The organism is Massilia sp. UYP32 (assembly GCF_050434365.1).
GTDB classification, from domain to species: Bacteria; Pseudomonadota; Gammaproteobacteria; order Burkholderiales; family Burkholderiaceae_D; genus Telluria; species Telluria timonae.
In genome coordinates, this window is the sequence record NZ_JBNDIK010000035.1 from 1 (window position 1) to 12,352 (window position 12,352).

The 12,352-nt window shown below is 66.4% G+C and carries 12 protein-coding genes; 4 read left to right on the forward strand and 8 right to left on the reverse strand.

What is annotated here, in order from left to right; genetic code table 11:
* Positions 1-103: 103 nt before the first annotated feature.
* The gene (locus ABIB42_RS23375; protein ID WP_229409792.1) at positions 104-754 is read right to left on the reverse strand and encodes a YitT family protein; all 651 of its coding nucleotides are present in this window, start codon (positions 752-754) and stop codon (positions 104-106) included.
* Between the two features lie 344 nt (positions 755-1,098).
* A complete protein-coding gene (locus tag ABIB42_RS23380) occupies positions 1,099-2,004 on the reverse strand; it encodes a LysR substrate-binding domain-containing protein (RefSeq protein ID WP_005667149.1) in 906 nt (301 codons plus the stop codon).
* Positions 2,005-2,100: 96 nt separating this feature from the next.
* On the opposite strand from ABIB42_RS23380, the gene ABIB42_RS23385 reads away from it, so the two are divergent.
* Both ABIB42_RS23385 and ABIB42_RS23390 read left to right on the forward strand, forming a co-directional pair.
* Positions 2,101-3,183 carry a tartrate dehydrogenase gene (locus tag ABIB42_RS23385; RefSeq protein ID WP_005667147.1) on the forward strand — a complete coding sequence of 361 codons (1,083 nt, stop codon included), beginning with the start codon at positions 2,101-2,103 and terminating at the stop codon, positions 3,181-3,183.
* 79 nt (positions 3,184-3,262) lie between these two features.
* The gene (locus ABIB42_RS23390) at positions 3,263-4,084 is read left to right on the forward strand and encodes an SDR family NAD(P)-dependent oxidoreductase (RefSeq protein WP_005667146.1); all 822 of its coding nucleotides are present in this window, start codon (positions 3,263-3,265) and stop codon (positions 4,082-4,084) included.
* 3 nt (positions 4,085-4,087) lie between these two features.
* Here the strand turns inward: ABIB42_RS23390 and ABIB42_RS23395 are convergent, their stop codons facing one another.
* On the reverse strand, positions 4,088-5,254 hold the full coding sequence (locus ABIB42_RS23395) for a mandelate racemase/muconate lactonizing enzyme family protein (RefSeq protein WP_005667145.1): 1,167 nt from the start codon (positions 5,252-5,254) through the stop codon (positions 4,088-4,090).
* Between the two features lie 95 nt (positions 5,255-5,349).
* Here ABIB42_RS23395 and ABIB42_RS23400 point away from each other — a divergent pair, with 95 nt between their 5' ends.
* Positions 5,350-6,261, forward strand: coding sequence for a LysR substrate-binding domain-containing protein (locus ABIB42_RS23400; RefSeq protein ID WP_005667144.1), 912 nt, complete (start codon positions 5,350-5,352; stop codon positions 6,259-6,261).
* Between the two features lie 139 nt (positions 6,262-6,400).
* Entirely contained in the window at positions 6,401-7,030 is a 630-nt protein-coding gene (locus ABIB42_RS23405; protein ID WP_005667143.1) for a PEP-CTERM sorting domain-containing protein, read from the forward strand.
* On the opposite strand, the gene ABIB42_RS23410 is transcribed toward ABIB42_RS23405, so the two are convergent.
* The 5 genes from ABIB42_RS23410 to ABIB42_RS23430 all read right to left on the reverse strand — a co-directional run bounded on the left by ABIB42_RS23410 (position 7,027) and on the right by ABIB42_RS23430 (position 12,292).
* Positions 7,027-7,803 carry a sulfite exporter TauE/SafE family protein gene (locus tag ABIB42_RS23410; protein WP_005667142.1) on the reverse strand — a complete coding sequence of 259 codons (777 nt, stop codon included), beginning with the start codon at positions 7,801-7,803 and terminating at the stop codon, positions 7,027-7,029. The two genes, ABIB42_RS23405 and ABIB42_RS23410, sit on opposite strands and share 4 nt — an antisense overlap.
* A 63-nt stretch (positions 7,804-7,866) precedes the next feature.
* Complete coding sequence (locus ABIB42_RS23415; RefSeq protein ID WP_429249055.1) at positions 7,867-10,068, reverse strand: NADP-dependent malic enzyme; 2,202 nt, start codon at positions 10,066-10,068, stop codon at positions 7,867-7,869.
* A 149-nt stretch (positions 10,069-10,217) separates the two neighbouring features.
* Positions 10,218-10,712: an RrF2 family transcriptional regulator gene (locus ABIB42_RS23420; protein ID WP_273035883.1), complete on the reverse strand. Its 495-nt coding sequence runs from the start codon at positions 10,710-10,712 to the stop codon at positions 10,218-10,220.
* Between the two features lie 36 nt (positions 10,713-10,748).
* A complete protein-coding gene (locus ABIB42_RS23425) occupies positions 10,749-11,429 on the reverse strand; it encodes a Crp/Fnr family transcriptional regulator (RefSeq protein WP_051205115.1) in 681 nt (226 codons plus the stop codon).
* Between the two features lie 272 nt (positions 11,430-11,701).
* Entirely contained in the window at positions 11,702-12,292 is a 591-nt protein-coding gene (locus ABIB42_RS23430) for a nitroreductase family protein (protein ID WP_429249056.1), read from the reverse strand.
* Positions 12,293-12,352 lie beyond the last annotated feature (60 nt).

The following is a 12,352-nucleotide window of genomic DNA, read 5'->3' on the forward strand; positions in this document are numbered from 1 at the left end:
GCGCATCTGATCTACGGCGTCGTTCGAACCGGCAAGCCATTTGACGCCAATTACCTTCACAAAAACCTTGCAATCCAAGACGGTATCTGACCCTCGTTGAGGGTTAGCTGCCGAAGTAGCGGCCGGCGCGGTGCCAGGCCATGACCATGCTGCTCATGGCGATCGCGCTCAGCGCGGACCAGCCGACCAGGTGCGGAGCCACCAGGCCCAGGGCCAGCAGCAGGATGACGCCGTCGATCATGACCTGGGTGCGGCCGGCGTTGATGCCGTGTTTCTTTTGCAGCCACAGGGTGACGATGCCGGTGCCGCCGACGCCCGCGCCGTGGCGCGCCATGGCCAGGATGCCCATGCCGCAGAAGGTGCCGCCGCCCAGCGCCGCCGCCACGGGGTGGATGTGGTCGATCACCAGCACGTAGGGCATCAGCTTGAGCAGGCCCATCACCAGCGCGCTGCCGGCCAGCGACTTGAAGGTGAAGAGCGGCCCCATGAACAGGTAGCCGAACAGGAAGAACGGCACGTTGATCATCATGAACAGCGTGCCCACCGACATCCCGCTCACGTAGGACGTCAGCAGCGCGATGCCGGCCACGCCGCCGGTGATCAGTTGCGCCGCCTGCAGCAGCACGATGCCGATCACGACGAACAGCACGCCGACGGCGATGCCGTAGACGTCATCGAGCGGCGAATGCGGCTTGACCACGACAGCACGCTGGGCCGGCGATGCCGGACCCGGAAACATGACAGATTGGCTCATCAGCGCACCGCTGCATCGACGATGATGAAAGCGATCGCCACGCGAACGGACAGGGTCCGCCGGGTGGCCGTGCAGGGGGTAGCGACAAGCGACGAGCTGAAGTTCATGTTCCTTGCGATATGGTAGTAACAGGGATGGCGGCGCGCCGGGTGGGCGCAAATGCACGAAACGCACGGGGTATGGTGTGCTTCGGGTCGCTATTATCGCTCATGTTGCGGCGCAATGTCGATACGCCACGCATCGATGCGTACCAGATGAGAAACACCCGAGGGAACACCCTTGTGCAGCGCACTATCGCGGTGCGCGCAGCTACTATTCCGGTGCGGTTTCGACCACGAGAATCCCTATTCCGGTGCCTGCATCGCCAGCTCGCGCTCCAGGAACTCGACGCACACCCGCACCTTCGCCGAATTGCCCAGCCGCTGCGGATACACCGCCCAGACATTGGCTTCCTGGGTGAAGTCGGGCAGCAGTTGCACCAGCCGCCCGGCATCGAGATGGGGCTGGGCATGCCAGCGCGAGCGCAGGATGATGCCGGCGCCGTCGAGCGCCCAGCGCAGCGCGATCTCGCCGTGGTTGGTCGACAGCGCGCCCGAGACCTTCACCGTTTCCTCGCCGCCGCGCGCGCGCAGCCGCCACACGCCGAACGGGTGGTCGCGCTCCTTGATCACCAGGCACTGGTGCCCGGACAGCTCCTGCAGCGAGCGCGGCGCGCCATGCTGCGCGAGGTAGTCCGGCGCCGCGCACAGGATGCGGTGGTTCGCCATCAGGCGGCGCGCGATCAGCTGCGGCGCGATCTCGTCGCCGATGCGCACGTCGAGGTCGAAACCTTCGGCCACCGGATCGACCAGGCGGTCGAACACCTCGAACCGGATCTGCAGCGCCGGATAAGCGCGCACCAGCTTGGCGATGGCCGGCGCTACCACATTGCGCCCGAAGCCGAAGCTGCTGCAGATGCGCACCCGGCCACTGGGCTCGCGGCGCCGCTCGGACACCTCGTCGACCAGGTCGTCCAGGCTGTCCAGGATCGCCTGGGCCCGCCCGAAGGCCTGCTCGCCCTCTTCGGTAATGACGATGCGGCGCGTGGTGCGCTGGAACAGCCGCACGCCCAGCGCTTCTTCGAGCACGCCGATGCGCTTGCTGACATAGGCCGCCGACATCCCCAGCTCGGCGGCGGCCTGGGCGAACGAACCCTTGCGCACGACGGTCACGAACACACGCAGGTCGGCATTCTCCAGCAGATTATTCACGCTACGTGTTCCTTGATACTACGAAAGGCCATATTATAAACAGAGTGTTTCGGATTATGCTCACCACACTCATCCAGCACTCAGGAGCCACGCCCCATGAAAACCCACAAGATCGCAGTCATCGCCGGCGACGGCATCGGCAAGGAAGTCATGCCCGAGGGCCTGCGCGCCCTCGAGGTGGCTGCCCGCCGCTTCGGCATCGGCTTCGAATTCACCACCTTCGCCTGGGCCGACTGCGACTACTATGCGCAGCACGGCAAGATGATGCCGGACGACTGGCGCCAGCAACTGGACGGTTTCGAAGCCATCTATTTCGGCGCCGTCGGCTGGCCCGAGACGGTGCCCGACCATATTTCGCTGTGGGGCTCGCTGCTCAAGTTCCGGCGCGAGTTCGACCAGTACGTCAACCTGCGCCCGGTGCGCCTGATGCCCGGCGTGCCCTGCCCGCTGGCGAACAAGAAGCCGGGCGACATCGACTTCTACGTGGTGCGCGAAAACACCGAAGGCGAATACTCCTCGGTGGGCGGCAAGATGTTCGAAGGGACCGAGCGCGAATTCGTGTTGCAGGAATCGGTCTTCACTCGCCACGGCACCGACCGCATCCTCAAGTACGCTTTTGACCTGGCCCAGCGCCGCCCCAGGAAACACCTGACCGCCGCCACCAAGTCGAACGGCATCTCGATCTCGATGCCCTACTGGGACGAGCGCGTGGCCGCCATCGGCCAGCAGTATGGCGACGTCAAATGGGACAAGTACCACATCGACATCCTGTGCGCGCGCTTCGTGATCTCGCCCGAGCGCTTCGACGTGGTGGTGGCCTCGAACCTGTTCGGCGACATCCTGTCCGACCTCGGCCCGGCCTGCACCGGCACCATCGGCATCGCGCCATCGGCCAACCTGAATCCGGAACGGACCTTCCCTTCGCTGTTCGAACCGGTGCACGGCTCGGCGCCCGACATCTACGGCAAGAACATCGCCAACCCGATCGCGATGATCTGGTCCGGCGCGATGATGCTCGAGTTCCTGGGCCAGGGCGACGCCACCTACACCGCGGCGCACGACGCCATGCTGGCCGCCATCGAGAAATGCCTGGTCGAGGGCCCGCGCACGCCGGACATGGGCGGCGCCGCCAACACCACCCAAGTGGGACAGGCGGTCGCGCGCTATCTAGACGCCTAGAAGCGATTTGCCCAGCCGGACGAGGGCAATTTTTTCAGCATGCTACGCTGGCCCCAACGATCAATCGAAGGAGCCAGCAATGACAGAGCAAACCCATCGTCCCCTGGCGCTGATCACCGGCGCCTCCAGCGGCATCGGCTACGAACTGGCCCACCAGTTCGCGGCCGACGGCCATGACCTCATCATCACCGCCACCACGCAGGCCGGCCTGGACGCCGCGGCCGACGAGCTGAAAAGCCGCGGCGCGCAAGTTGCCACTGTGGTGGCCGACCTTACCGACTTCGACGGCGTCGAAACCCTGTACGCGGCGGTGCGCGCCGCGGGCCGCCCGCTGGCCGCCGCCGCCCTCAACGCCGGCGTCGGCCTGGGCGGCCGCTTCGTCGGCGGCACCGACCTGCAACGAGAGATCGCGATGATCCAGCTGAACACGATCTCGCAAGTCCACCTGACCAAGCGCATCCTGCCCGACATGGTCGAGCAAGGCGCCGGCAAGCTGCTGTTCACCGCCTCGATCTCGGGCACCATGCCGACGGCGTACGAGGCGGTGTATGGCGCGACCAAGGCCTTCCTGGTGTCGTTCGCCGAAGCGGTCAAGTCCGAGCTCAAGGACAGCGGCATCGAAGGCATTACCATCACGCTCTTGATGCCGGGCCAGGTCGACACCAATTTCTGGCCGCGCGCCGACATGCTGACCAATAAACTCGGCGTGGGAGAAAAGGCGTCGCCGGCGAAGGTGGCCGCCGAAGGCTACGCGGCGCTCAAGGAAGGCAAGGACCGCATCGTCGCGGGCCTTGCCAGCAGCAAATTCATCGGCAACGTCGTCAACAACCTGGCGCCCGATACCGTCAAGGCCGACCTGCACGCGGCCCAGGCCAGGCCCGGGTCAGGCCTGAAAGACTGACTGTCAATCGGTCAAGCGCCGCATTTCGGCGATCAGGTCGGCCTTCCCTTCGAAGCCGATCCCCGGCAGGTCGGGCATCGTGATGTATCCATTCTCGACCTTCACCCCGTCCGGGAAGCCGCCATACGGCTGGAACAGGTCGGGATAGGACTCGTTGCCGCCCAGCCCCAGTCCGGCCGCGATGTTCAGGGACATCTGGTGGCCGCCATGCGGAATGCAGCGGCTGGCCGACCAGCCGTGCTGGCGCAGCATGTCGAGCGTGCGCAGGTACTCCACCAGGCCATAGCTCAGCGCGCAATCGAACTGCAGCCAGTCGCGGTCCGGACGCATGCCGCCGTGGCGGATCAGGTTGCGCGCGTCCTGCATCGAGAACAGGTTCTCGCCGGTGGCCATCGGCTTGTCGTAGTAGTTGCGCAAGGTGGCCTGCAGTTCGTAGTCGAGCGGGTCGCCGGCTTCCTCGTACCAGAACAGGTCGTACTGCGACAGCGCCTTGGCGTAGCGGATCGCGGTGTCCAGGTCGAAGCGGCCGTTGGCGTCCACCGCCAGCTTCTGGCCATCCCCCAGCACGCTCAGGATCGAATCGATGCGGCGCAGGTCTTCGTCAAGCGAAGCGCCGCCGATCTTTTTCTTGACCACCGTGTAGCCGCGATCCAGGTAGCTGCGCATCTCGTCCTTCAGCTTGCCGTGGTCCTGGCCCGGATAATAATAGCCGCCGGCCGCGTAGACGAACACTGTACGATCCGGCTCGCCGTTGCCATACCGCTCGGCCAGCAGCTGGAACAGCGGCTTGCCGGCGATCTTGGCGGTCGCGTCCCACACCGCCATGTCGATGGTGCCGATGGCCACCGAGCGCTCGCCATGCCCGCCCGGTTTCTCGTTGGTGAACATCGCCTGCCACACCTTGTGCGGATCCAGGTTGTCGCCGTCGGCATCGAGCAGCGACGCCGGATCGGCCTCGAGGATGCGCGGGATGAAGCGCTCGCGCATCAGCGTGCCCTGGCCGTAGCGGCCGTTGGAATTGAAGCCGTAGCCGATCACCGGCTTCCCGTCGCGCATGACGTCCGTGACGACGGCGACCACGCTCAGCGTCATCTTGCTGAAGTCGATGTAGGCGTTGCGGATCGGGGAGCTGATCGGGACGGTTTTTTCGCGGATCTCGACGATTCTCATCTGGTGTTCCTTCGCTTGCGGTTGTACGAGCCACCAGATTATTCGCTCCAAAGGCGGTTATGATTGAGCCGGATTCACTAGATTCTTAACCTGCGGTGAAAAACGAGCTCGCTTCCCACCTCGAATTCTTCGTCCTGCTGGCGCGCCACGGCAACCTGTCGGCGGCCGCCCGCGAACTGGACCTGACCCCGCCGGCCGCCACCAAGCGCCTGGCCCAGCTCGAAGAACACCTGGGCGTGCGCCTGGTGAACCGTACCACCCGCACCAGCAGCCTGACGCCCGAAGGCGAAACCTATCTGCACTACGCGACCCGGATCCTGGCCGAGCTGCGCGAGATGGAAGAAGCGGTGTCCGGCACGCGCTCGGTGCCGCGCGGCCTCTTGAAGGTGAACGCGTCGCTGGGCTTCGGACGCACGGCGATCGCGCCGCTGGTATCGAGCTTCGCCCAGCGCTATCCGCAGGTCGAGGTGCAGCTCGACGTCACCGACCGCCCGGTCGACCTGGTCGCGGGCGGCATCGACCTGGCGATCCGCTTCGGCGAACTGCCCGACCAGCGCCTGGTGGCGCGCCGCATCATGTCGAACCGGCGCTTCCTGTGCGCCTCGCCGCGCTACCTCGAACGGCATGGAGAGCCGACGACCCTCGACGAGCTGGCGGCGCACCGCTGCATTGTCCACCGCCAGAACGACGATGCGTACGGCGTCTGGCGCCTGGTGCACGAGGGACGCAGCGTCTCGGTGAAAGTTGAGGGCGCGCTGTCGAGCAACGACGGCGACATCGCCTTGGGTTGGGCGCTGGACGGACACGGCATTCTGGTGCGCTCGGAATGGGACCTGAAGAAGTATGTGGAGAGCGGACGCCTGAGGATCGTCATGCCCGGCTACATGCAGCCAGGAGCCGACCTGTATCTGTATTACCCCAATCGCCAGCACCAGTCGGCGCGGGCGCGCGCCTTCATCGCGTTCTTGCTCGACCGGTTCGGTGACGACGACGGCATCGCCAACTGATTTTTGCTGTCGGCCGGCATTACAGGCGTCCGACAAAATCGCATAGATGAAACGCCAAGTCCTTGATTGCAATAATTTTTGATTTTTTGGCACGTTACTTGCTCCCTGCCCGGTTTTCATTTAACCAGGGAGAGACAACATGATCAAGAAAGTAATTGGGCTCGTTGCAGGGCTGCTGTGTGCGCTGCCAGCATGGGCGGGATACGTGCAATATAATTTCAAGGGCCCGCTAACCGGGTACTTCGTGCAGCACGATACCGATGGGTCCATTGCCGATTTCAGGTTCGGACTACCGATCCAGGGAGTCGGCCAGCCGTTCGAAATGCGCATATCACCGGAGCATTCCGAAGGCAGTACCCAGATCACCGAAGTGAGCACCCATTTCTTGCGCGACGGCCCGACCAATTTCCGCATCTACAGCAACTTTGGCGGCGACCAGTACACATCGTTCAGCATCAGGTTCGCATCCGACCCATCGGGCATCCTCTATTACACTGCCCATTACACGACTTCGATATACCGGGTTACGGAGGATGGCCCCGGCTTCTACGACTTCGCAGGCGCCCACCGAGGCACCGTCTCCGCAGGGTCCCTGGACCCCGGGTATGAGCAGTGGCTCGATTTTAACGGCGGCTACCAAGAACACGTGTCCCGCATCGTCCCGCGCTACGTGGGGCCAAACGAGGTGCCGGAACCGGCCACGCTGGCCCTGCTCGCAATCGGCGCGACGGGACTGACATTGCGCCGTCGCCGCGCCCGCGCGGTTTAGCCCGCCGCAGCGCCGCCGGTCACCAGCATGGTGACGGCGGCCGCCAGCAGCACCGTGCTGAACGCCACCCGCAACAGGCGTGCCGGCAAGGTATGCGCCAGGTGCACGCCCCACGACACGGTCAGCACGCCGCCCAGCGCCAGCGGCAGGCCGACCTGCCAGTCGACCGCGCCGCTGTGGCCATAGGTGGCCAGCGCCACGAAGGCGCCCGGCACCACCAGCGCCAGCGCCATGCCCTGGGCGCGCGTCTGCGGCATCTTGAACAGGCTCACCAGCGCCGGCACCACCACCATGCCGCCGCCGATCGTGAAGAAGCCCGACACCGCGCCGCTGGCGATGCCGATCGCCGGCATCAACCGGCCCGGCACTTCCTTCACGGGCGGGGGTGGCGCGCCGGTCTTGCGCCGCGACGGCCAGCCGAAGTACAGCGCCAGCGCGAGCAGAAACAGCGCGAAGGCGTAGTGCAGCACCTCGGCGTCGATCGCCACCGCGAAGCGCGCCGCCAGCCAGGCGGTCCCGATCGAGCACAGGCCGGCCACGCCGACCGAGCGCAGGTCGACCGGATGCTTCTGGTGATAGCGCCAGAAGCCGATCGCCACGTTCGGCGCGATCATCACCAGCGCCGTGCCCTGGGCCAGGTGCTGGTTCATGCCGTACAACAGGCCCAGCACCGGAATGGCGATCAGGCCGCCGCCGATGCCCAGCATGCCGCCGGCGATGCCGAGCGAGGCGCCCAGGCCGAAGTTCAATGCGAGGTCGATCACGGAAATCATGGAGAAAGCCAAAAAACGCGACGGCCCCTCGCAAGGGGCCGCCGGATGGGGAGGGTTAGCGCATTAAACGACTTGCGCGGCAGCCAGCGCCGTCATGTTGACGATGCGGCGCACGGTGGCGCTCGGGCTCAGGATGTGCACCGACTTGGCCGCGCCCAGCAGGATCGGGCCCACCGTCACGCCCTTGCCGCTGGCGACCTTGAGCACGTTGAACAGGATGTTGGCCGCGTCCAGCGACGGCATCACCAGCAGGTTGGCGCTGCCCGCGTAGCCGGCGTCGATGTTGTAGATGTCGCGGATTTCCTGCGACAGCGCGGCGTCGCCGTGGATCTCGCCGATCACCGCCAGCTCTGGGGCCTGTTCCGCCAGCAGGGCGCGGGCTTCACGCATGCGGCGCGCCGACGGACGCTCGGACGAGCCCTGCGACGAGTGCGACAGCAGCGCCGCCTTCGGCTCCAGGCCGAAGTGCTGCATGGCGTCGGCCGCCAGGCGGGTGATCGCCGCCAGTTCCTGGGCGCTCGGGGTCTCGTTGACGTAGGTGTCGGTGATGAACAGGGTCAGCTTGTCGAGCACCAGCGCGTTCATCGCGGCCAGCACTTCGGCGCCCGGCGCCACGCCGATCTCGTTCCGGACGTGTTCCAGGTGGCTGTCGTAGCTGCCGGTCATGCCGCAGATCAGGGCGTCGACCTGGCCCGACTTGAGCAGGCGCGTGCCCTGCAGCGTCGTGTCGCTTTCCGCCGCGATGACCGTGTAGTCCACGCCCGCCTGCAGGCGCAGGCCGGCCTGCTTGACGGCGCGCGCGATCGCGCCCTCGTCGCCGATCAGCACCGGCTGGGCGATGCCCTCGTCCACCACCGTCTGCACCGCGCGCAGCACGCGCGGCTCGCCCGCTTCGGCGTAGGCCACCTTGCGCAGGTTGGCGCGCGCCTTGTTGAACACCGGCTTCATGAAGAAACCGGTGTGGTAGATCATCTGGCCCAGCTGGTCGCGGTAGGCGTCCATGTCCGCGATCGGACGGGTCGCCACGCCCGATGCGGCGGCCGCCTCGGCCACGCGCGGCGCGATCGCCGCCAGCAGGCGCGGATCGAACGGCTTCGGGATGATGTATTCGGGGCCGAAGGTCAGGTCCTGGCCTTCGTAGGCCAGCGCCACAACGTCGCTCGCCTCGGCTTCGGCCAGTTCGGCGATCGCGGTCACGCAGGCCAGCTTCATCTCGTCGGTGATGCGGGTCGCGCCGCAGTCCAGCGCGCCACGGAAGATGTAAGGGAAGCACAGCACGTTGTTGACCTGGTTCGGATAGTCCGAACGGCCGGTGGCGATGATGACGTCCGGACGCGCGGCCTTCGCCACTTCTGGACGGATCTCGGGTTCCGGGTTGGCCAGGGCCAGGATCACCGGCTTGTCGACCATGGTCTTGACCATCTCGGCGGTGAGCACGCCGGCGGTCGAGCAGCCCAGGAACACGTCGGCATCCTTGACGATGTCGCCCAAGGTGCGGGCATCGGTCGCCTGCGCATAGCGCGCCTTGTTGGCTTCCATGTTCGCTTCGCGGCCCTGCCAGATCACGCCCTTCGAGTCGGTGACGTAGATGTTCGACTGCTTCACGCCCAGCAGCACCATCATGTCGAGGCAGGCGATGGCCGCCGCGCCGGCGCCCGAGCAGACCAGCTTGATCTGGCCGATGTCCTTGCCGACCACCTTCAGCGCGTTGAGCAGCGCGGCGGTCGAGATGATGGCGGTGCCGTGCTGGTCGTCGTGGAAGACCGGGATGTTCATGCGCTCGCGCAGCTTCTTCTCGATGTAGAAGCATTCCGGCGCCTTGATGTCTTCGAGGTTGATGCCGCCCACGGTCGGCTCGAGCATGGCGATGGCGTCGACCAGCTTGTCCGGATCCAGCTCGTCCAGCTCCAGGTCGAACACGTCGACGCCGGCGAACTTCTTGAACAGGCAGCCCTTGCCTTCCATGACCGGCTTCGACGCCAGCGGGCCGATATTACCGAGGCCCAGCACCGCGGTGCCGTTCGAGATCACGGCCACCAGGTTGCCGCGCGAGGTGTAGTCGAAGGCGGTCGCCGGGTCGGCGGCGATTTCCTCGCAGGCGTAGGCCACGCCCGGCGAGTAGGCCAGCGACAGGTCGCGCTGGTTCGACAGCGGCTTGGTGGCCACCACTTCGATCTTGCCGCGGGTCGGGCTGCGGTGGTATTCGAGCGCGTCGATGCGCAATTGGGTGTTCTGGGCTTCGTTCAGATTACTATCGGTACTCATGGTCTTCCTATAACTTGGGTGTCGCGGCGTGGAAGGCGGCCTTCCATTCATGGGCAAACATTCTAGCCGAAGCGACACCATCGCGTGCGGAAGCGGTTGCGCACGGTCGTGCGCTTTTCTGGACAGGCCGGCGAAGCGCCGGCGCCATGTCACGCCCCCTCTTCCAGCGCCGAGTGCCGCCAGCGCCAGGCGTTCGTGGCCAGCCAGCCCGGCACGTCGCCGTGCGCCTCGCCGCTGCCGGGAATCAGGTCGGCCAGGGTCACGCGATTGAGTTCGGCCAGATAGGCGGCGGTGGCCACCGCCAGCGACTGCTGCAGGCGGTCGTCAGGCTGGCCGCATGGCGGCCGCTCGCCATCCGCGCCGCCGCGCGCGCCGCGCGCCAGGCCGCGCTCGGTGCAGCGCACGACTTCGCCCAGGCGGATGTCGCGCGGCGCGCCGGCCAGGCGCATCCCGCCCAGGCGGCCGCGCGAGGTCTCGATCAGCCCGGACGCGGACAGCACGCAGGACACCTTGGCCAGGTGGTGGCGCGAAATGCCGTAGCGCTCGGCGATCTCGTTAATAGTCGCGACCCGCTCGCGGTGGTTGCCCAGGTAGACCAGCAGCCGCAGGGCGTTGTCGGTGAATTCGGTCAGGTGCATGTACATGAAACGCCTCCGTGGATGGTTGATGACGGCGCGGCGTCAGCCTTCGTAGGCGCGCAGGCGCTCGATGTCGAGGATGGTGATGCTGCGCCCGGCGATGCCGACCATGCCGCGGTGGGCCATGTCGTGCAGCACGCGCGAAAAGTATTCGGGCGACAGCGACAGGCGCGACGCGATCATCTTCTTGCGCGCCGCCAGCGTCACCTGCGCGCCCTGCGGCGGATCGTCCTTGAGCAGGTAGCTGACGATGCGCTGGCTGCCGCTGCGTAGCGTATAGGACTCGACGTCCGAGATCAGGCCGTGCAGGCGCCGGCTCATGGACGCCAGCAGGCGCCGGGCGAAGCCGGGATTGCGTTCGATCTGGGCGTAGATCGCGTGCTTCGCGATGTGCAGCAGCATGCTGTCGGCCAGCGTCTCGGCCTGGGTCATGTAGGGACGCTCCATGAACAGCGGCGCCTCGCCGAAGCTCTGGCCGGGGCCGATCAGTTCGACCACCTTCTCGTCGCCTTCGCTCGAGACGATGGAGAGCTTGACGTCGCCGTAGATCACGGCGTGCAGGCCGCTGCAGGATTCGCCGCGCTCGACGACCACGCGGCCGCGCGGCACGTGCAGCTCGGTGGTCGCTTGCGCGAGCAGGTCGAGCTGCTCGGGCGAGAGGTCGGCGAACAGGGGCAGGGTTGCCAGGAACTGGCGGGGTGCGATGCGATGTCGGCTCACGATACATTCAGGGCGAGGCCCGTGGAAACGAACGAAACAGGGGCGCCGGGAACAGTGCGGCGCACCGGGAAGCGCATTCGCGTGAAAGCGGCGATTGCGCATGCCGCATCCTACAATTCGTTGACTAAATAAAAACTTGATGTGGATCAAAAACGGCCGAGCTAACCGTTGAAATTGTGAATTCGGCCTGGCAGCCGAAGCTCGTCATGGCGACTGCCGCCGTTCGGGACGTGGGGCTGGGGGGCGCAACCGGGCTGGGACCGATCGAGCGCGTGCTAGATGCTGCTCAGGTAATCCGCCGCGTCCGGCCTTGGGCGCGGCGGTTTTTCCAGCGCCGCCGTGCCCAGGCCGATGAAGCAGATCGCGCGCTCGTGCGGCGCGAGGCGCAGCAGGCGGCGCATGCCCGGGACGTCCATCGCGGCGCCGCTGGCCAGGCCGGTCGCGAAGCCGGCGACGCCGGCCGCGAGCAACAGGTTCTGCAATGCACAGCCGAGCGAGACCAGCTTCTCGGCCACCGGAATCGCCTTGGCCGCGGGATCGTCGCGCAGCACCGCCACCAGCAGGCAGGGCGCGCGCTGCGCCTTCTCGCGCGCGGTGGCCAGCGCGTCTTCGCCGCAGCCGGGATCGCGCTCGGCCAGGGCCTCGGCAAACACCTCGCCCAGGTCGGCGCGCCGCTCCTGCGGGATGAGCACGAAGCGCCACGGCCGCAGCAGGCCGTGGTCGGGCGCATGCGCGGCCGCTTCGACGATGCGGGCAAGCGCCTGGGCATCGGGTCCGGGCGCGTGCAGTCGCCGCAGCGTGAAATTGCGGCGCGCCGCCACGAGGGCCTGGAAATCGCCGTCGGCGTCGGATGGGGAAATGTTCATGCGCGCAGTATAACGAGAGCGGCGCCACCCTGCAGGCGCCGTACGATCGCAATGAACGCG

Coding starts and splice junctions, on each gene's coding strand:
- ABIB42_RS23410 (WP_005667142.1), bottom strand. CDS start 7,803: ATGATTTCCGTGATCGACCTCGCATTGAACTTCGGCCTGGGCGCCTCG.
- ABIB42_RS23405 (WP_005667143.1), top strand. CDS start 6,401: ATGATCAAGAAAGTAATTGGGCTCGTTGCAGGGCTGCTGTGTGCGCTG.
- ABIB42_RS23375 (WP_229409792.1), bottom strand. CDS start 754: ATGAGCCAATCTGTCATGTTTCCGGGTCCGGCATCGCCGGCCCAGCGT.
- ABIB42_RS23395 (WP_005667145.1), bottom strand. CDS start 5,254: ATGAGAATCGTCGAGATCCGCGAAAAAACCGTCCCGATCAGCTCCCCG.
- ABIB42_RS23415 (WP_429249055.1), bottom strand. CDS start 10,068: ATGAGTACCGATAGTAATCTGAACGAAGCCCAGAACACCCAATTGCGC.
- ABIB42_RS23430 (WP_429249056.1), bottom strand. CDS start 12,292: ATGAACATTTCCCCATCCGACGCCGACGGCGATTTCCAGGCCCTCGTG.
- ABIB42_RS23420 (WP_273035883.1), bottom strand. CDS start 10,712: ATGTACATGCACCTGACCGAATTCACCGACAACGCCCTGCGGCTGCTG.
- ABIB42_RS23385 (WP_005667147.1), top strand. CDS start 2,101: ATGAAAACCCACAAGATCGCAGTCATCGCCGGCGACGGCATCGGCAAG.
- ABIB42_RS23390 (WP_005667146.1), top strand. CDS start 3,263: ATGACAGAGCAAACCCATCGTCCCCTGGCGCTGATCACCGGCGCCTCC.